The organism is Enterobacter sp. SORGH_AS_0287, from assembly GCF_031453695.1.
In the GTDB taxonomy this organism is placed as follows: Bacteria; Pseudomonadota; Gammaproteobacteria; order Enterobacterales; family Enterobacteriaceae; genus Enterobacter; species Enterobacter ludwigii.
Genome location: NZ_JAVIZW010000001.1, coordinates 1,820,488 through 1,839,620, shown reverse-complemented (window position 1 = coordinate 1,839,620; position 19,133 = coordinate 1,820,488). Strand labels below are relative to the sequence as shown.

18 protein-coding genes and 2 pseudogenes are annotated in these 19,133 nt (G+C 59.0%); 13 read left to right on the top strand and 7 right to left on the bottom strand.

The window, feature by feature from the left end; translation table 11 throughout:
- Positions 1-13 precede the first annotated feature (13 nt).
- Both uraD and QE396_RS08830 read left to right on the top strand, forming a co-directional pair.
- Complete coding sequence (gene uraD / locus QE396_RS08835) at positions 14-514, top strand: 2-oxo-4-hydroxy-4-carboxy-5-ureidoimidazoline decarboxylase (protein ID WP_020884750.1); 501 nt, start codon at positions 14-16, stop codon at positions 512-514.
- A complete protein-coding gene (locus tag QE396_RS08830) occupies positions 511-834 on the top strand; it encodes a hydroxyisourate hydrolase (protein ID WP_020884749.1) in 324 nt (107 codons plus the stop codon). Before uraD ends, QE396_RS08830 begins: the two co-directional genes overlap by 4 nt.
- On the opposite strand, the gene guaD is transcribed toward QE396_RS08830, so the two are convergent.
- Positions 814-2,133: a guanine deaminase gene (guaD, locus tag QE396_RS08825; protein ID WP_032670561.1), complete on the bottom strand. Its 1,320-nt coding sequence runs from the start codon at positions 2,131-2,133 to the stop codon at positions 814-816. The genes QE396_RS08830 and guaD overlap by 21 nt on opposite strands.
- A 99-nt stretch (positions 2,134-2,232) precedes the next feature.
- Positions 2,233-3,729, bottom strand: coding sequence for an NCS1 family nucleobase:cation symporter-1 (locus QE396_RS08820; RefSeq protein WP_309950749.1), 1,497 nt, complete (start codon positions 3,727-3,729; stop codon positions 2,233-2,235).
- A gap of 144 nt (positions 3,730-3,873) precedes the next feature.
- On the opposite strand from QE396_RS08820, the gene QE396_RS08815 reads away from it, so the two are divergent.
- From QE396_RS08815 to puuE, 3 genes and pseudogenes are all read left to right on the top strand, one after another.
- Positions 3,874-4,590, top strand: coding sequence for a GntR family transcriptional regulator (locus QE396_RS08815; RefSeq protein ID WP_020884746.1), 717 nt, complete (start codon positions 3,874-3,876; stop codon positions 4,588-4,590).
- Positions 4,590-5,460, top strand: a pseudogene (locus QE396_RS08810) (aspartate/glutamate racemase family protein); the annotation flags it as partial. The gene QE396_RS08815 and the pseudogene QE396_RS08810, both read left to right, overlap by 1 nt.
- Positions 5,363-6,280: pseudogene (gene puuE / locus QE396_RS08805) on the top strand (allantoinase PuuE); the annotation flags it as partial. The pseudogenes QE396_RS08810 and puuE, both read left to right, overlap by 98 nt.
- Positions 6,281-6,370: 90 nt before the next feature.
- On the opposite strand, the gene hpxZ reads toward puuE, so the two are convergent.
- The 4 genes from hpxZ to hpxW are packed head-to-tail and all read right to left on the bottom strand — an operon-like array spanning position 6,371 to position 9,930.
- Complete coding sequence (gene hpxZ / locus QE396_RS08800; RefSeq protein ID WP_020884744.1) at positions 6,371-6,757, bottom strand: oxalurate catabolism protein HpxZ; 387 nt, start codon at positions 6,755-6,757, stop codon at positions 6,371-6,373.
- Positions 6,754-8,151 carry an AtzE family amidohydrolase gene (locus QE396_RS08795; protein WP_309950746.1) on the bottom strand — a complete coding sequence of 466 codons (1,398 nt, stop codon included), beginning with the start codon at positions 8,149-8,151 and terminating at the stop codon, positions 6,754-6,756. Before QE396_RS08795 ends, hpxZ begins: the two co-directional genes overlap by 4 nt.
- Positions 8,148-8,336, bottom strand: coding sequence for an oxalurate catabolism protein HpxX (gene hpxX / locus QE396_RS08790; protein WP_020884742.1), 189 nt, complete (start codon positions 8,334-8,336; stop codon positions 8,148-8,150). Before hpxX ends, QE396_RS08795 begins: the two co-directional genes overlap by 4 nt.
- Positions 8,337-8,346: 10 nt before the next feature.
- Positions 8,347-9,930: an oxamate amidohydrolase gene (gene hpxW / locus QE396_RS08785; RefSeq protein ID WP_020884741.1), complete on the bottom strand. Its 1,584-nt coding sequence runs from the start codon at positions 9,928-9,930 to the stop codon at positions 8,347-8,349.
- 153 nt (positions 9,931-10,083) lie between these two features.
- Between hpxW and hpxU the strand changes: the two genes are divergently transcribed.
- The 7 genes from hpxU (at position 10,084) to hpxK (ending at position 16,436) form a co-directional block, all read left to right on the top strand.
- Positions 10,084-10,923 carry a MurR/RpiR family transcriptional regulator HpxU gene (gene hpxU / locus QE396_RS08780; RefSeq protein WP_047366240.1) on the top strand — a complete coding sequence of 280 codons (840 nt, stop codon included), beginning with the start codon at positions 10,084-10,086 and terminating at the stop codon, positions 10,921-10,923.
- A gap of 192 nt (positions 10,924-11,115) precedes the next feature.
- Positions 11,116-11,898: a transporter substrate-binding domain-containing protein gene (locus QE396_RS08775; RefSeq protein ID WP_020884739.1), complete on the top strand. Its 783-nt coding sequence runs from the start codon at positions 11,116-11,118 to the stop codon at positions 11,896-11,898.
- A 4-nt stretch (positions 11,899-11,902) separates the two neighbouring features.
- A complete protein-coding gene (locus QE396_RS08770) occupies positions 11,903-12,568 on the top strand; it encodes an amino acid ABC transporter permease (RefSeq protein ID WP_014169471.1) in 666 nt (221 codons plus the stop codon).
- Positions 12,568-13,224, top strand: coding sequence for an amino acid ABC transporter permease (locus QE396_RS08765; RefSeq protein WP_025204495.1), 657 nt, complete (start codon positions 12,568-12,570; stop codon positions 13,222-13,224). The genes QE396_RS08770 and QE396_RS08765 overlap by 1 nt, the downstream gene beginning before the upstream one ends.
- On the top strand, positions 13,205-13,942 hold the full coding sequence (locus tag QE396_RS08760) for an amino acid ABC transporter ATP-binding protein (protein WP_020884737.1): 738 nt from the start codon (positions 13,205-13,207) through the stop codon (positions 13,940-13,942). Before QE396_RS08765 ends, QE396_RS08760 begins: the two co-directional genes overlap by 20 nt.
- 14 nt (positions 13,943-13,956) lie before the next feature.
- The gene (locus QE396_RS08755; RefSeq protein ID WP_047357204.1) at positions 13,957-15,198 is read left to right on the top strand and encodes an alanine--glyoxylate aminotransferase family protein; all 1,242 of its coding nucleotides are present in this window, start codon (positions 13,957-13,959) and stop codon (positions 15,196-15,198) included.
- Positions 15,195-16,436 carry an allantoate amidohydrolase gene (hpxK, locus tag QE396_RS08750; RefSeq protein WP_309950736.1) on the top strand — a complete coding sequence of 414 codons (1,242 nt, stop codon included), beginning with the start codon at positions 15,195-15,197 and terminating at the stop codon, positions 16,434-16,436. The genes QE396_RS08755 and hpxK overlap by 4 nt, the downstream gene beginning before the upstream one ends.
- Here the strand turns inward: hpxK and QE396_RS08745 are convergent.
- Positions 16,433-17,548 carry an ABC transporter ATP-binding protein gene (locus QE396_RS08745; RefSeq protein WP_309950733.1) on the bottom strand — a complete coding sequence of 372 codons (1,116 nt, stop codon included), beginning with the start codon at positions 17,546-17,548 and terminating at the stop codon, positions 16,433-16,435. The two genes, hpxK and QE396_RS08745, sit on opposite strands and share 4 nt — an antisense overlap.
- A gap of 321 nt (positions 17,549-17,869) precedes the next feature.
- Here QE396_RS08745 and QE396_RS08740 point away from each other — a divergent pair, with 321 nt between their 5' ends.
- A complete protein-coding gene (locus tag QE396_RS08740; RefSeq protein ID WP_138013715.1) occupies positions 17,870-19,084 on the top strand; it encodes an extracellular solute-binding protein in 1,215 nt (404 codons plus the stop codon).
- Positions 19,085-19,133: the final 49 nt, after the last annotated feature.

Sequence of the window (19,133 nt, the reverse complement as noted above, 5' to 3'; positions counted from 1 at the left end):
GACGGGAGCGAGTATGATTGCATTGCAAACTTTTAATCAACTGAGCCACGAAGAGGCGCTCGCGCGGTTGCAGCCCTGCGTGGCGTTGCCCGACTGGGCCGATGCGCTGGTGCAGGGGCGGCCCTATTTACACCGCAAAGCACTGTTCGACGCCGCCCGGGCGCTGGCACAAACCTGGGATGAAACGGCGCTTACGCAGGCCCTGAATGCGCACCCGCGAATTGGTGAGAAACCGACGGGCGCCCGGGCGGAGGCGGTGCTTTCGCGCCAGGAGCAGGGCGCCGTCGACAACCGCGACAGGCAGCTGACACAGGCACTGCAGGAAGGGAACGCTCGCTACGAGGCCCGTTTTGGACGCGTGTTTTTGATCCGCGCGAAAGGCCGTAGCGGTGAGGAGATTTTACGCGCCCTCAACGCCCGGCTGGAAAACAGCGATGCGCAGGAGGTACAGGCCGCACTGGAACAGCTGCGGGAAATTACGCTGCTTCGGCTGGAAGGAGTCATTGACGAATGAGTACGTTAAGCACGCATATTCTTGATATTTCAACGGGAAAACCGGCGCAGGGCGTAAGGGTTTATCTTGAGCAGGACGGCGTCGTATTGGCCACTGCTTTCACTAACGCCCAGGGGCGCATCACCGCGTTTATCCCTTTCCTGCCTGCAGGACGTTACCGGCTGGTGGCTGAGATTGGGGCTTGGTTCACCGAAACCGGCCGCGACACGCTTTACCCCTGCGCACAGATCGATTTTGTGACGGGAGAAACGGTAGACGAGCACTTCCACCTGCCGTTTGTGATTGCGCCGGGCGGGTGGTCAACCTACCGCGGCAGTTGACCACACCTGCACACCGTTGACCCAGGTCTCGCTAATATTGCGCTCGTCGCCCAGGGTCATCAGCACAAACAGCTGCTCATAAATGTCCTGACAGCGCCGGTTACGCAGGCGCTGTAGCGGCGTAACGGCCGGGTCGATGACGATAAAATCGGCCTCTTTGCCGGGGGCGAAATTGCCAATCTTATCGTCCAGCCTCAGGGCGTGAGCGCCGCCCAGCGTGGCGTGATAAAACGCTTCGCTGGCGCGCAGGCGGTAGCTCTGCAGCTGACCCACCTTGTACGCCTCCCCGAGGGTGCGCAGCATGCTGAAGGTGGTTCCGGCACCCACATCGGTGCCAATGCCCATACGCACCTGGTGTTGCCAGCAGGCGGGTAAGCGGAACAGTCCGCTGCCGAGAAACAGGTTCGAGGTGGGGCAAAACGCCACCGCCGAGCCGGTATCGTGCAGACAGCGCCATTCACTCTCATGGAGGTGGATCCCATGGGCAAACACGCTGCGTTCGCCGGTCAGCCCGTAATGATGATACACATCCAGATAACGTTCATGTTCCGGCCACAGATCGCTTACCCAGGCCACTTCATTTGGGTTTTCGCTCAGATGGGTCTGCATCCAGGTGTCGGGAAACTCCTCTCTGAGCAGGCTGACCGCGGCCAGCAGTTCCGGTGAGGAGGTCGGGGCAAAGCGTGGCGTAATGGCGTAGCCCAACCGTCCACGGTGGTGCCAGCGCTGGATCAACTCGCGCGTCTGCCGGTAGCTCTCTTTCGCGGTTTCACTCAGGTAGTCAGGCGTGTGGCGGTCCATCATCACCTTCCCGGCGATAAGGCGCATGTTAAGGCGCAGGGCCTCGGTGAACAGCGCCTCGACCGATTCAGGATGCAGCGTACAAAACACCAGCGCGGTGGTGGTGCCGTGGCTGACCAGTTGGTTGATGAAAAACGCCGCAATCTCTTTCGCATAGGCCTCATCGGCAAACTGGCTTTCTACCGGGAACGTGTAGGTGGTCAGCCACTCCAGCAGTTGCTCACCAAAAGCGCCAATCATCTCCGTCTGCGGGTAATGGACGTGGGTATCGACAAAACCCGGGAGCAGCAGTTTGCCGCGCAGGTCGGTGTACCCTTTATAGGGATCAAGATACTGCTCGCCCTCCTGCCAGGCCATCTGGGCCAGAATTTTGCCGTTATGGATGAACAGCAGCCCGTCTTCAAGGTAGCGCGCCTGTTGGGCGATAACGTCTGCACTGTCGCAGACCTGGGCAATATCAAAAAATGCACCGCGGATCGCAGTCTGGTAGTCCATCATGTTTCCTGCCTTAGTGTTTGCGTAGCGGGGTGATGAGACTGAGCAAAAACGGTGCCAGAATGAAAAAGGCCGCAGAGGAACTGCGGCCCGGAGGAAGGGTTACTCTTTTTGCGTTGCCACGTGGGGGCTGAACGACGAGGCGCCTGCCGCTTCACGCTCTTCCCGCGCCAGCCAGCGGTAGGTGACCTCGCCCAGGAAGACGCCGATAAACCAGCTAAAGTTTGCCACTTCATGCAGGGAGGGAATAAAGCTTATCACCAGTCCAACGGCAACGGATGGTACCAGCGCGCCGATGGCTTTCGGGTTGAAACCGTTGCGATACCAGTATTTGCCTTTTGGCGTGTCATCAAACAGATCGTCTACGGAGACCTTGCCGCGCTTAATCAGGTAAAAATCGGCAATCAGAATCCCGAACAGCGGGCCAATAAATGCCCCGAGCACGTCAAGAGTGTAGTGGATAAGCTCCGGCGAGTTAAACAGGTTCCACGGGGTTAACAGGATAGAGCCGACGGCGGCGATCATCCCCCCGGTGCGGAAGCTGATTTTTTGCGGTGAACAGTTAGAGAAATCAAACGCCGGGGAGACGAAGTTCGCCACGATGTTGATCCCGATAGTGGCGGTGATCATGGTCAGCAAGCCAATGGCCACGGCCAGATCGTTGCCCACACGGCTGACGGTTTCAATCGGGTCAGTGATCATGCGGCCAAACAGCGATTGCGTACCCGACACAATCACCACGGTAACGATGGAGAACAGCAGGAAGTTAAACGGCAGGCCCCAGCGGTTACCGCGGCGGATCTCCCCCATGCTTTTACCGTAGCGGGAGAAGTCACCAAAATTGAGCAGCGGGCCGGAGAAGTAAGAGACCACCAGCGCCGTGGCGGTGATCATCTGCCAGGTCTGCTCACCGGCGCTCAGGGATTTACTGGCGAGGGTAAAGGAGATGCCGTCAAAACCGGTCTTGTATACAATCCATCCCGCCAGCGCCAGCATCACCACGTAGACCGCCGGACCGGCGATATCAATAAAGCGCTTAATGGCGCTCATGCCGTGCCAGAAGACCATCGCCTGCAGCACCCACATGATAGCGAAACAGATCCAGCCAAGATGCGACAGGCCCAGGAACGAACCGGTGGTGAGCGTCGCGAGTGAAGGCCAGAACTTAAGCGCCACCAGCATCAGCGCGTTGGCGGCCAGGTAGGTCTGAATGCCGTACCATGCGAAAGCAATCAGCCCGCGGATCACCGCCGGAATATTGGCCCCGAAAACGCCAAATGCCTGACGGCAAATCACCGCGTAGGGTACGCCTGCCATCTGACTCGGTTTCGCCACCAGGTTGGCGCACAACTGCACAATGCAAATCCCTATCAGCAGGCAGAGCAAAACCTGCCAGCTTGCCAGCCCGAGCGTAAAGAAGCTCGCGGCAACAACATAACCCCCCATGCTGTGGACGTCCGACATCCAGAAAGAAAAGATGTTGTACCAGCTCCAGTTCTGATCACGCGTCGGTGCCAGATCCTCATTGCAAAGCCGTGGGCTGTAAACCGCACCGGAATCAGCGGCCGTACCGTGCTGCGCGTTTTGTCTGTTTGGCATGAAACCTGCTCCTGTGAATGAAAACCCGTTAAGTGGGAGTGCAGACGGTGTTGCAGGATCCAGGCCAAAATAATAAATCTTGTATGCAATATTTTATTTTTATGTATACGATTCGATAGCGAAAAGTAAAAATCGGAGTGGTGAATGAACAACATAAACAGCCTGCAGACCGCGCCAGACCTGCATGACAAAGATGAATCCATCTTTCAGGCGCTGATGACCGCGATAGTCGAACATCAGTTGCTCCCGGGAAGTAAATTGCCTGAAGAGGCGCTGGCTGAGGTCTTCGGCGTGAGCCGCACCGGTATTCGCAAGGTGCTGCAACGACTCGCCGCTGTGCAAATGGTCACCTTAACGCCCAAACGTGGTGCACACGTGGCCAGCCCGACGGTAGAAGAAGCGCAGCAGATCTTCCGCACGCGCGCGCTGCTTGAGGTGGCTAACCTGCCGGACGTGCTGGCCCACTGTCAGCCGCCGCATCTGGCTGCACTGGAAGGGATTATTCGCCAGGAGCAGCAGGCGCATGAGGCGTATGACGGTCCCGCCGCAATCCGCCACTCCGCCAATTTCCATATTCAGCTTCAGGCCATTTCAGGCAATCAGGTGCTGACAGAGATGGTGACCGGACTGAGCCAGCGGTCGTCGCTGGTGATCGCAGCCTGGGGCGCGCCGTGGCGTCAGGGCTGCCGCTGCAATGACCACGAGCAACTGGTGGAACTCTTGCGCCAGAAGGCGCTCCAGCCCCTGAGTGAGGCCTTAATGCACCATTTTGAACATATTGTCGCCAGCCTCTGTTTCGAACGGGCCGGTGAGTGCCTGCCTGATTTTGCCCGGCTGTTCGCCAGCCACAAGGAGTCGTAATGTCGTCTGTTTGTATACAAGTGATTAACCCCAACACCAGCCTCGCGATGACGGAAACCATCGGCGCCGCAGCCCGCGCGGTAGCAGCACCGGGAACGGAGATCCTCGCCGTCTGCCCGAGCGCAGGTGTGCCCTCGATAGAAGGTCATTTTGATGAGGCCATCGCCGCCGTGGGCGTTCTCGAACAGATAAAACGCGGACGGCAACAGGGCGTGGATGGACACGTGATTGCCTGCTTTGGTGACCCCGGCCTGCTGGCGGCGCGCGAGTTGGCGCAGGGGCCGGTCATCGGTATCGCAGAAGCTGCGATGCATATGGCCACGCTGGTGGCAACACGCTTTTCCGTTGTGACCACCCTGCCGCGCACGCGGATTATCGCCCGCCATCTTTTGCACCAGTATGGTTTCCAGGACCACTGTGCAGCCCTGCATGCCATCGATCTGCCGGTGCTGGCACTGGAAGACGGTAGCGGCCTGGCTCAGGAGAAGGTGCGCGCGCGCTGCATCCAGGCGCTGAAAGAAGATGGCTGCGGCGCGATTGTGCTCGGCTGCGGTGGAATGGCGACGCTGGCGCAGGAGCTGACGCGTGAGCTGCACGTGCCGGTGATCGACGGCGTCAGTGCGGCGGTAAAAATGGTCGAGTCGCTGGTGGCGCTGGGGCTGTCAACCAGCAAGCACGGGGACCTGGCTTTCCCGGAGAAAAAAGCGTTGAGCGGACACTTTCAGGCACTGAATCCATTTTAATTGAGGGGGTGATAATGGCGCTTTTTAACGAAGATTATCCGCGGGACTTACGCGGCTATGCAGGCAAGCCGCCGCACGCGCAGTGGCCGAACCAGGCGCGCATCGCCGTGCAGTTTGTACTCAATTACGAAGAAGGGGCGGAAAACCACGTGCTGCACGGTGATGCCGGCTCAGAACAATTCCTCTCGGACATCATCGGTGCGGCCAGTTATCCGGACAGACACATGTCGATGGACTCCCTCTATGAATACGGCAGCCGTGCCGGGTTCTGGCGGATCCATAACGAATTCTGCAAGCGTGGCCTGCCGCTGACGGTCTTTGGCGTGGCAATGGCGCTGGCGCGACATCCCGATATCGTCGACGCCATCAAAGCAGCTGATTACGACGTGGTTAGCCACGGCTGGCGCTGGATCCACTATCAAAGTATGGATATCAACCAGGAGCGCGAGCACCTGCACAAGGCGGTGCATGTCCTGACTGACCTGTTTGGCAAACCGCCTGCCGGCTGGTACACCGGGCGTGACAGCCCAAACACCCGCCAGCTGGTAGTGGAGCATGGCGGCTTTGACTATGACAGCGACTACTATGGCGATGATTTACCGTTCTGGACGCAAGTGGCGTGCAGCGACGGCACGCGCAAACCCCACCTGATTGTGCCGTATACGCTGGATGCCAACGACATGCGCTTTGCGACCGCCCAAGGGTTCAACACCGCCGAGCAGTTTTATACCTACCTGAAAGACAGCTTTGACGTGTTGTACGAAGAAGGGGAACGTGCGCCGAAGATGATGTCCATCGGCATGCATTGCCGTCTGCTGGGGCGTCCGGGGCGTTTTCGTGCTCTGCAGCGGTTCCTTGATTACCTTGCGCAGCACGATCGGGTATGGGTCTGTACCCGCCAGCAGATAGCCGATCACTGGCGTGAGGTGCACCCGTTCCAACAATAACGGTCCAGCAGTGCGCCGGGCGGCGGTGACGCCTGTCCCGGCCTGCTGCTTATCTGAGGGGAAAAGCGCCATCGGGCAGGGTTATTAACATTACGCCATCACGCTCACCTGCGCCGCCACAATCCGCCAGCCGTACGGGAAGCGTACCCATGTCTGCTGCTGGCGACCAATCCGCTCCGTTCTTTCGCGGGTGAATTCGGTGCTACACACGGCGTAATCTTCTCCGAAGGTGGTGATTACCGTATGGCGCAACGTCCTTTGCAGGCCCGCGGACGGGCGCGCCGCCCGAAAGGCGCGGATTTCCTCAATGCCGTACAGGTTTTCGCCCGCACCGAGACGCACCGTGTTTTTGTCGTGCCAGAACAGCTCATCCAGCACCGGAATGTTGTTGCTTACCAGCGCATCTTCATAGCGGTAAAAGGCTGCGGTCACTTCTGCAACGACCCACGGAAGGTTAATGTCATCGTGATTTATCATGGTGCCATCTCCGCCGGCCGGGCATCGGTTATTCCGCTTGCTTCCAGCACCCGCGCCACACGCAGGCAGGCTTGCTCGTTAAACGGTGCGGCGATCAACTGCAGGCCAACAGGTGCGCCCTGAGCGGTGCGCAGCGGGACGGTGGTAACGGGTAAACCTAAAAACGAAATCGGCTGCGTCAGCATGCCCATGCTGGCGCGAACCGGTAACGGCTGGCCGTTGATCTCCATAATCTCTTCGCCAATCCGCGTTGCACTGCGCGGCGTGGCCGGGGCGATCAGCACGTCGGCCTGCGCAAACAGCGCTTTAAACGCCTGTCGGGCCTGCGTGCGAAAACGCTGGGCCTGAATATACCAGGCAGAAGGGATCATCGCGCCGGCCAGCAGTCGTTCGCGCGAATGGGGTTCAAAACGCCCGGGCTCGCGGCGAAGCGCGGGCAGGTACTGATTTCCGCCTTCCGAGGCGCTGATGATAAACGCCGCGGAGCGGGCCAGCTCGGCATCGGGGAACTGCAGCGTTTCCTGCACGTCGAGGGCTTTTGCCACCCGCGCCACGGCGTCCCGCGTGTCGCTGTCGCACCAGGTACTGAAATAGCCGCCGAGCACCGCGCAGCGCAAACCATCCAGACCGCGGTCGAGCAGGGGCCGGGTCTGCTCCCGGGAGCTCTCCGCCTGAAATCCGTCGCTGGTATCCCGACCCTGCAGTGCATCGTACACCGACGCCAGATCGCTCACGCGACGGGCAAACGGCCCGATGTGATCCAGACTGGCGACAAACGGATGGCTGCCGGCGCGTGACAGACGACCAAAAGTGGGCTTAAGACCGTATATTCCGCACAGGGAGGCCGGTACGCGAATCGACCCGTTGGTGTCGGTACCGAGCGAAAAATGGACCAGTCCGGCAGCGACCGCGGCGGCAGAGCCGCCGGACGATCCTCCGGCAATGCGCGTCACATCGTGCGGGTTACGCGTTGCGCCGTAGTAAGTGTTTTCCGTCGTAAAGCCGTAGGCGTAGGCATCCATGTTGACCATCCCCGACAATAAGCCACCGGCACTGCGCAGCTGGCGTACCGCAAAGCTGTCAGCGGTGGCGGGGGGGCGCTGGCTGAACAGCTCTGCACCGGCAAGGGTCGTATGCCCGGCGACGTCGAACAGGTTTTTCACCGCGTAGGGAATACCTGCCAGCGGCGGCAGAGGGCGTTTCTCCCGACGCAGGGTGTCGATATTCTCGGCTTCGGCCAACATGCGTTCTTCCGTGACGGTGGTCCAGGCGTTGATATGGGGATTGATGCGCGTAATGGCTTCCAGGGTCTGGAGGGCGATGTCATGGGCGCTCAGGTCGCCTGCACTCAGCGCCTGCTGGATCTCACTGATACTCATCTCGTGTAGCGTCATGCTTTGTATACTCCTGCGATTTCCAGACGGTCATCAAACGGCAGCGCCATCAGCGGGGCGGCCATCGCCGCGATACGGCAGAACTGTACATGGAGTTCTGCCCGGCGGGCGTCATCCAGCTCAACGCCCAGCACGGACTCCATTTGCGCCAGATAGGCATGCCAGTCAGGTTGTGTGGTATTCATCAGTCTCTCCTTAAAATCCGGCGGCGGCGCCGTTGCTGCGCGGGTCAAATGCCCCTTCAAACAGCCCGTTAGGATGGCGAACAATCGCACCCGCGTGGCCCATGGCTTCGCTGAATTCCGGGAAGCACTCCACGTCGTGGCCCAGCGCCTGCAGGCGCGCGACGGTCTGCGGCGTAAAGCGGCCTTCCACCTTCAGGGTGTCGGACGTCTGTCCCCAGGTGCGCCCCAGTAACCAGCGCGGGCGGGCGATGCTCTCCTGCAGTGGTACCCCCTGCACCACATAGCGGGTAAACAGTGTGGCCTGGGTTTGCGGCTGGCCGTCACCGCCCATCGAGCCGTAGACCATGACGCGTCCGTCATGCAGACGCGCGGCTGCCGGGTTCAGGGTGTGGAACGGTTGTTTTCCTGGCGCAAGCGCCAGCAGGTGACGGGGATTGAGGCTGAATGAGGCTCCCCGGTTTTGCCAGACGATGCCGGTATCAGGCAGGACCACGCCGCTGCCGAACTCGTGATAAATGCTCTGGATAAACGACACGGCAAGACCGCTGTTATCCATCACTCCCATCCAGACCGTATCACCAGGGCCTTTGCCGCAGCCCCACGGTGCGGCCTGGTTATCATCGACCTGGTCGGCGAGGGCGGCGAGGGCGGCAGGTTCCAGCAGACCCTGGATATCGGTTTTCAGCTCGCGCGGGTCGGTGATATGGGCATCGCGCAGACCAAACGCCAGTTTGGTGGCCTCTACAATGCGGTGAACGGTGGTCGCTTCGTCAGCATCGGCCATGGACAGGCGGTCGGTTATCCCGAGGATCGCCAGCGACACCAGCCCCTGCGTTGGCGGCGCAAGGTTCCACACTTCGCCCTGTTGATGCTGTAATTTCAGCGGCGTGGTGCGCCGGGCGACATGCGCGTTTAGGTCAGCCAGGGTGATGGGCAGCCCGAGCGTTGCCATGCCCCGGGCCAGACGCTCCGCCAGCGGGCCGCGATAAAAACTGTCCAGACCGTCTTCTGCGAGGTGCGAGAGCGTGGAGGCCAGCGCCGGTTGATAAAACCGGCTGCCGACCTGCGGCGGTTTGCCGTCAGCCAGCCAGGTCTCTGCGAAGCCGGGCAGGTCCTTCAGTTCATCCAGCTTACTGGCCGTGGCGGCGGCCTGAGACGCGGTCACCGGCGTGCCGTTTCGGGCATAGTCAATGGCGTCTGCCAGCAGGCGATTCAGGGGAAGAGCGGTGCCCGTCAGCGTGCGTGAAACCTTCAGCGCTTCGTCCCAGCCGCTGACCGTTCCCGCCACGGTCAGCGCCGCGCGAGGCCCGCGATGGGGGATCTGAGAGACATCGTCATAGGCGGCAAGCGTCGCCAGTGAGCCTGCTGCGCCGCTGGCGTCAATGGCGACCGGTTCGCCGTCAGGCGGCACGATAAGCCAGAAACCGTCCCCACCGAGACCGTTCATGTGCGGGTAAACCACGGCAATGGTTGCGGCGGCGGCGACCATTGCCTCAATCGCGCTACCGCCTTCGCGCAGAATGGCCAGGGCGCTCTGGCTGGCAAGATGGTGGGGCGCCACGGCCATTCCGTGTACGGAGACATTACTTTGCATGGAGAGTCCTCATAACCCAAAAGTCACAAGGTGCTGCAAAAGCTGTTCCAGTTATGAATGAAAAGTTTCACGTCAGTCGTAACATAACGTTTTAAGAAGCTGGCATGCTTAATGAAAGGTATAGTGAGGTGAAACAAAAGTTACAGAGGCTTTATGGAACAGCTTGATGAACGTCTGAAAGCGCAATACGCGTCGTTGTCACCGCAGGAGCAACGGGTGGCTGATTTTATTTTTGATCATTTCGACGACCTCATTAGTTATAACAGCGCCGAGCTGGCGCAGCTGAGCGGGGTGTCGAAAGCCACGGTGAGCCGTCTGTTTAAGCGTCTGGGCTATGAGAAGTATAAAGAGATGCGCGACGAACTGCGCACGCTGCGCCAGAGCGGCATGCCGCTGACCGATAACCGCGATGCGGTGCAGGGCAACACTCTGCTGGCGCGGCATTATAAGCAGGAGATGGCAAACCTCACCCAGTGGGTCAACGCTCTGGATGCTCAGCAGTTTGCCGAGGCCATGGCCTCAATGGTGAAGGCACGGCGGATTGTGATTATCGGGATGCGCAACGCCTATCCGGCGGCGCTGCACCTGCGCCAGCAGCTGTTGCAGGCGCGCGGACAGGTGCTGCTGCTGCCGCAGCCGGGGCAGAGCCTGAGCGAGGAACTGGTCGATTTAACGCCCGACGATCTGGTGATTATGATGGCATTTCGCCGTCGCCCGCGGATCGTTCGGCCGCTGTTGCAGCAGCTTCAGCACAGCGGTATTCCGGTTCTGCTGATGTGTGAGCCGCAGGCGCACAGCCTGTTTCCGCTGTCCAGCTGGCAGCTCTGCGCCCCGCTGGACAGCGTCTCGGCGTACGACAGCTACTCGTCGGTCAACAGTCTGATCAACCTGCTGGCTAACGCCTTCCTGCATGAAATCCTCGATAAAGGCCGTCCCCGGATCCACGATATCGCCTCCCTGTATCAGCAGCTGGACGAACTGGAACAGCGATAATGGGGCATCAGGCTGGTGCTTTGCATTAAAATAGTGCAGAAAAGCGGGGCGGAAAAGGGAGGCCTTTTCCGCCCCGCTCTCGTTTTATCAGGCCTTCAGAGAAAATTTCCCGTTTCGCTTCATCTGGCACATTAGTTGCAAAATCCAATTCAAAGAATCTTTTGTTTCATGTTAACGTTACGGGGAAGCACCATGAAAAAGTTATTGATTGCACTGACCGGGGCCGTCTGTCTGTTTGCAAACCTGCCAGCAAAAGCTGACCAGCTTCAGGATATTGAGAAACGCGGCACTCTTCGTATCGCCGTCCCGCAGGATTTTCCTCCGTTTGGTTCGGTCGGGACCGATCTCCAGCCGCAGGGCTACGACATTGACATGGCGCGCTATCTGGCAAAACAGATGAAGCTCAAGCTGCAGCTGGTGCCGGTGACCAGTGCCAACCGCGTGCCGTATCTGCAAACCGATAAGGTGGATCTGGTGATCTCAAGCCTCGGTAAAAACGCCGAGCGTGAAAAGGTGATCGATTTTAGCCGTGCCTATGCGCCGTTCTTCCTCGGCGTGTTCGGCCCGAAAGGGGCTGAGCTGAAAGATGCTGCTCAACTGAGTGGAAAAACCATTGGCGTGACGCGCGGCGCGGTGGAGGACATGGTGCTGACCAGCCTTGCGCCGAAAGATGCAGACGTCAAACGCTACGAAGACAATAACACCACGCTGTCGGCTTACCTGTCCGGTCAGGTCCAGTACGTGGCGACAGGCAATCTGGTCGTGGCGGCGATTTCCCGCCAGAACGCCGCCAAAGCCCCGGTTCCGAGCTTTATGCTGAAGGACTCGCCGTGCTTTATCGGGCTGAAGAAAAACGAACCGGCGCTGAAAGCGAAAGTTGATGCGGTGATTGAGCAGGGAATTAAAGACGGCACCCTGAATAGCCTCTCTGAGCAGTGGCTGAAAGCGCCGTTGCCGGCAAGCCTGGGCGTGTAAGGCGATGACAGAGCAACTCCATTTCTCTGCGCTCTGGCCGTACTGGCCGGCGCTGCTGGCAGGGCTGTGGGTCACCATTCAACTGACGGTGATGGCAACCCTCGGCGGGCTGGCGATCGGTATTTTCGGGGCGGCGATTCGCAGCGGCCGGACGACGTGGTTCAGCCGGATCTGGGGCGGCTACGTGGAGATTATCCGCAACACGCCCTTTGTCGTGCAGCTGTTTTTCATTGTGTTCGGTCTGCCGAATCTGGGGCTGAAGATGACGGCGGGCGAAGCGGCGCTGCTGGCAATGGTCGTCAACCTGGGCGCGTACAGCACGGAGATTGTCCGTGCCGGTATTCAGGTTACGCCCAAAGGACAGTGGGAGGCCGGCCGCGTGCTGGGGCTTACCCGCCTGCAAACGTTTATACGCGTGGTGCTGCCACCGGCACTGCAGCGTATTTATCCGGCTCTGGTCAGCCAGTGCATTATCGTTATGCTCGGTTCGTCGGTGGTGTCGCAGGTCTCCTATGAAGAGCTGACTTTTGCCGCCAACCTGATTCAGTCAAGAACGTTCCTGAGCTTTGAGGTCTATCTGGTGACCACCGGAATTTACCTGGTGCTGTCAATTACCCTGCGCCAGCTAATGATGGCGGCAGGACGGAAGTGGCTGGGGGTACAGGCATGATGACCACCTTTACCGACTGGGACATTATTCGCAATCTGCTGCTCGCCGGACGCTGGACGGTGCTGCTGTCGCTGGTGGCGTTTGTCGGCGGGGCGGCGGTAACGCTGCCGCTGTTACTGTTGCGCCTCACGGGTGGGCGTACGGTAAAACGTCTTATCCGCGGCTATATCGAACTGTTTCAGGGCACGCCGCTGCTGATGCAACTGTTCCTGGCCTTCTTCGGCGTGGCGCTGTTGGGTATCGATGTTTCGCCGTGGACCGCCGCGTCGCTGGCCCTGACGTTCTACACCAGCGCTTTTTTGCTTGATATCTGGTTTGGCAGTATTCGTGCGCTGCCGAAAGGGCAGTGGGAGGCGTCGCGCTGTCTGGGGCTGACCTTCGGCCAGACGCTGTTTCGCGTGGTGGCTCCCCAGGCGTTACGCATCGCCATCGCCCCAACGGTGGGTTTCGCCGTGCAGGTGATTAAGGGGACCGCGCTGGCATCCATTATCGGTTTTATCGAGCTGACCAAGGCCGGGACGATGCTGACCAACGTGACCTATCAGCCGTTTAAAGTCTTTGCGCTGGTGGCGCTCGGCTACTTCATTCTGTGTTATCCGCTGTCGCGCTACAGCCGTTATCTGGAGACTAAATTCAATGCCTCTCATCACCATTAATCAGGTGCAGAAGTACTACGGCGATAACCACGTGCTCAAGGGCGTGGATCTGGACATCGACATGGGCCAGGTCATTTCAATTATCGGGCGCAGCGGTTCGGGTAAAAGCACGCTGTTGCGCTGCATTAACGGCCTCGAAGGGTATCAGGACGGCAGCATCAAGCTCGGCGGCATGACCATTACCGACCGGGATTCCCAGGCGCGTGAAATCAGCCGCTCGGTCGGCATGGTATTTCAGAACTTCAACCTTTTCCCGCACATGACGGCGATGGAAAACGTGATGCTCGCGCCACGTCGGGTGCTGAAGAAAAGCGCAGCAGAATGTCAGGTGCTGGCGCAGCGCATGCTGGAGAAAGTCGGGCTGGGTGACCGTCTGGATTACTACCCGTCAAGCCTCTCCGGGGGCCAGCAGCAGCGCGTGGCGATTGCCCGTGCTCTGGCGATGTCGCCTAAAGTTTTACTCTGTGACGAGATAACTTCCGCGCTCGATCCGGAACTGGTAGGCGAAGTGCTCAAGGTGCTGGAACAACTGGCCGCTGAGGGGATGACGCTGATCCTGGTGACCCATGAAATGAATTTTGCCCGCGAAGTGGGCGACCGCGTGGTGTTTATGCATCAGGGGCGCGTCTGGGAGCAGGGCGACAGTAAAACGCTGTTCGCTAACCCACAGACCACTGAGCTTAAACAGTTTATCTCCTCCGTGCGCGGCCTCAATTAACTAAGGACTAAAAAATGGATATCGCTCAATTTCCGCAAATCAATCCGCCACAACGTCTGCTGATGGGGCCGGGGCCGATCAACGCCGATCCGCGCGTGCTGCGTGCCATGTCGAGCCAGCTTATCGGCCAGTACGATCCGGCGATGACCCACTACATGAACGACGTCATGGCACTCTACCGCGGCGTGTTCCGCACGGAAAACCGCTGGACGATGCTGGTGGACGGCACCTCCCGCGCGGGGATTGAAGCGATTCTGGTATCGGCCATTCGTCCGGGGGACAAAGTGCTGGTGCCCGTTTTTGGTCGCTTCGGCCATCTGCTGTGCGAAATTGCCCGCCGCTGCCGCGCAGAGGTCCACACCATCGAGGTACCGTGGGGCGAGGTGTTCACGCCGGATCGGGTGGAAGATGCCATTAAACGCGTGCGTCCGCGCCTGCTGTTAACCGTGCAGGGGGATACGTCCACCACCATGCTGCAGCCGCTTGCGGAACTCGGGGCAATCTGCCGTCGTTACGATGTCCTGTTTTATACCGATGCTACCGCGTCGCTCGGCGGCAACGCCCTGGAGACCGATGCCTGGGGGCTGGATGCGGTCTCGGCGGGGATGCAGAAATGTCTTGGCGGTCCCTCCGGCACCTCGCCTGTTACCCTGAGCCCGCGGATGGAAGAGGCAATCCGTCGCCGCAAATGCATCGAAGAGGGGATCCGTACCGATGCCCATCGCGACGGCGACGAAGAGATGATTTACTCCAACTATTTCGACCTCGGCATGGTGATGGATTACTGGGGACCCGAGCGTCTGAACCACCACACCGAAGCGACCACCGCGCTGTTTGGCGCCCGCGAATGTGCCCGCCTCATTCTGCAGGAAGGGCTGGATAACGGTATCGCCCGCCACAAGCTGCACGGGGATGCGCTGCTGAAAGGTATTCAGGCGATGGGACTCGAGACCTTCGGCGACCTCAGGCACAAGATGAACAACGTGCTGGGCGTGCTTATCCCTCAGGGCGTAAACGGTGACCAGGTGCGTAAACTGATGCTGGAGGATTTCGGCATTGAAATCGGTACTTCGTTTGGTCCGCTGCACGGCAAAGTGTGGCGTATTGGCACCATGGGCTATAACGCGCGTAAAGACTGCGTGATGACCACCCTGAGTGCGCTGGAGTCGGTACTGAACTACCTGACGTTTTCCACTACGCAGGGTGCCGCGATGCAGGCCGCGTGGGATCATTACCGCACTGAGACGGCGCTATGAATCACGCGACACGCCAGCAGGCGGCGGAACGTGTGATGGCCCGCGCCGATGCGCTGGCCGCCATCAGCGAAACCCAGGATTCCCTTACCCGCGTGTATCTCTCTGCCCAGCATCTGCAGGCTAACCAGCTGGTCGGGCAGTGGATGAACCAGGCAGGCATGACCGTCTGGCAGGACAGCGTGGGGAATATCTGCGGACGTTATGAAGGCGAGCAGGAGGGCGCACCGGCGGTGTTGCTTGGCTCGCATCTGGATACCGTGCGCAATGCCGGGCGCTACGACGGGATGCTGGGAGTGCTGACGGCCATTGAAGTCGTTGACCGCCTGCACCAGCAGGGAAAACGGCTGGCGCAGGCCGTTGAGATTGTCGGCTTTTGCGATGAAGAGGGTACCCGCTTTGGTATCACGCTGTTGGGCAGCCGCGCGCTGACGGGCACCTGGCCTGTGGGCTGGCTCGACACGTGCGATGCCAGAGGTATCAGCGTGGCGCAGGCGATGGTACAGGCAGGGTTAGATCCCAGCCGTGTCGCGATGGCCGCAAGACGCCCGGATGATTTCAGCGCCTGTCTGGAGCTGCATATTGAACAAGGACCGTGTCTGGAACAGGCCGGTCTGGCGCTGGGCGTGGTTGAAGCCATTAACGGCGCGCGTCGTCTGAACTGCCGCTTCACCGGTGAGGCCGGCCACGCCGGGACCGTGCCGATGGCGCATCGTAAGGACGCGCTGGCCGCCGCCGCCGAATGGATGGTGCTGATTGAAAACACCACCCGTCAGCACGGCGGCAACCTGGTGGCCACGGTGGGTGAGTTGCGCTGTCTGCCTGGTGCGGTAAACGTCATCCCCGGCGAGGTCGCGCTCTCGTTAGATATTCGCGGCCCGCAGGATGCGCCGCTTGACCTTCTGCTTACTGCACTGCTGACGCAGGCGCAGGCGATAGCGGCCCGTCGCGGAATACATTTTGCAGCCGACGAATTTTACCGAATCGCCGCCACGCCATGCGATACACGTCTGCAGGCGCTGCTGGCGGAGGCTGTAGAATCGGTGCAGGGGAAGACATTATCGCTGCCGAGCGGTGCCGGTCATGACACCATCGCCCTGGCGGAGCGCTGGCCGGTAGGGATGTTGTTTGTGCGGTGTAGGGGAGGCGTCAGCCACCATCCGGCGGAATCGGTGATGGCTGAGGATGTCGCGCTGGCGATTGATGCCTTTACGCGTGCGGTAACGCGTCTGGCGGGTTAAGCGACCGAGCGTACCGCTTCATCGATGTCGGCACTCACCCGCACATCCTGCTCGTCAAACACCATGCAGTGGCGATCGTCAAAAGCCACATCAATTTGCTGCCACGGTGCGAATTTCACATCGCCCGGCAGCAAAATCTTCACATTGTCGTGGCCGTAGCACTGACCAAAGAGGTAGGTGTTGTTGCCCAGACGCTCAACCACTTCACAGTTAAACGTCAGCCGCGTGCCGTGGCGGAGATCGGTGGTTAAATGTTCCGGACGAATGCCCAGCGTCACCGGGCTGCCTGCGTTCAACGGTGTGGTGGTCAGGGCCAGTGTGAGTGTCTTCTGCTGGGATAATCTCACCGTCAGCTCACCCGGTTGCCAGGCCTCTACCGTTGCCGGCAGGAAATTCATCTTCGGCGAGCCGATAAACCCGGCCACGAACTTGTTCACCGGTTTGTAGTAGAGTTCCATCGGCGCGCCCATCTGCTCAACCTTTCCGTAGTTCATCACCACAATTTTATCAGCCAGGGTCATCGCTTCTATCTGGTCGTGGGTGACATACACCATGGTGGTTTTCAGTTCCTGGTGCAGACGGGCAAGATGCAAACGCATCTCCACGCGCAGCTCGGCATCCAGGTTGGAGAGCGGTTCGTCGAACATAAAGACCCGCGGATTACGTACGATGGCGCGGCCAATGGCCACACGCTGGCGCTGGCCGCCGGAAAGCTGCTTAGGTTTGCGATCCAGAAGGTGGGAAAGCTGCAGCGTTTTGGCCACCATCTCGACCTGATGGCGGATCTGATCTTTCGGCACCTTATTGACCTTCAGGCCGTAGCCCATGTTTTCGGCCACCGTCATATGTGGGTAGAGCGCATAGGACTGAAACACCATCGCCACGCCGCGGTGGGAGGGGGCAACGTCGTTCATCACCTCGTCACCAATTAACACTTCCCCTTCGCTAATGTCCTCCAGTCCGGCAATCATGCGCAGCATTGTCGATTTACCGCAGCCGGAAGGACCGACAAAGACGGCAAACTCACCGTCTTCAATCTCAAGATTCACGTTGTGCAAGGTTACGGTGTCGCCAAAGCGTTTGGTGACATTCCTCAATTGTATGTTCGACATCTGTATTCCCCGAGTAAACCGCCGCGTATGTATTACGTATAACAATTATTTGCTACATGGCTGGACGGTGCAATTTGTCTGCTCTGACTATAACTTCCAGTATTCACGCACCCTATACCGATATTCCATTAATGTTATGACGATCACACAACTTACAGTTTTTTGTAGAGTTATCATGATGTGAAGGGTAGCGTATACCAAACCAAAGGCATTTGATGTTATACGTTGTACGCCAGTGTTAGTCGGTTTTCTGGCGAAGGTGTATGGCGGTGAAATGCAATAACAACCATAAAATTGTTATACCTTCACATGAGGTTGATAATGAAAAAGAACATACTCGCTGCTCTGATCCTCTCTACGCTCGCGGTGCAGGCTTACGCCACCACGCAGCTTAACGTCTGGGAAGACATCAAAAAGTCGTCCGGCATTAAAGACGCGGTCGCCGATTTCGAAAAGCAGTACGACGTTAAGGTTAACCTGCAGGAGATGCCTTACGCGCAGCAGCTGGAAAAACTGCGCCTCGACGGCCCGGCAGGAATTGGCCCGGACGTGCTGGTCATTCCCAATGATCAACTGGGCGGGGCGGTTGTGCAAGGGCTGCTGACCCCCCTGAATCTGGAGGCGAAGCAGACCGAACAGTACACGCCAGCGTCCATAAATGCCTTCAAAATGGATAGCACCCTTTACGGTGTGCCGAAAGCGGTTGAGACGCTGGTGCTGATTTATAACAAAGACCTGATCGCGAAGCCGCTCAACTCACTTCAGGACTGGTATGACTTTTCTAAACAGCAGCGCGCCAAAAACCAGTACGGCCTGCTCGCCAAGTTCGACCAGATTTACTACAGCTGGGGGGCTATCTCCCCGATGGGCGGGTACATCTTCGGTAAAAACGATAAAGGCGGTTATAACGCCAGCGACGTGGGCCTGAACAAGCCGGGCGCGGTAGACGCGGTCACCTACCTGAAAAAATTCTATGCCGATGACGTATTCCCGGCGGGGATCATTGGCGATAACGGTCTGAACGCGATCGATTCTCTGTTTACCGAGAAAAAAGCGGCAGCCGTCATCAACGGTCCGTGGGCGTTCCAGCCGTATGAAGCGGCGGGCATTAACTACGGCGTTGCGCCGCTGCCGACGCTGCCGGACGGTAAGCCAATGAGTTCATTCCTGGGCGTGAAGGGCTATGTCGTCTCTACCTGGAGCAAAGACAAAGCTATGGCGCAGAAATTTATCGAATTTATCAACCAGCCGCAGTACGTCAAAACGCGCTATATCGCGACGCGAGAAATTCCGCCGCTGACCGCGATGATTGACGATCCGCTCATTAAGAACGACGAGAAAGCCAGCGCGGTTGCCGTGCAGGCCGCACGGGCGACAGCGATGCCGGGCATTCCGGAAATGGGTGAAGTCTGGGCTCCGGCGAACGCGGCCCTCGAGCTGAGCCTGACCGGTAAACAGGATCCGAAAGCCGCGCTCGACAGCGCAGAAAAACAGGTTCAGATGCAAATCGAAGCCATGCAGGCCAGCAACCAGTAGTTTTCTGACGTCGCAGAACGGGAGGGCGTCTCTCCCGTTTTTTGAAAGG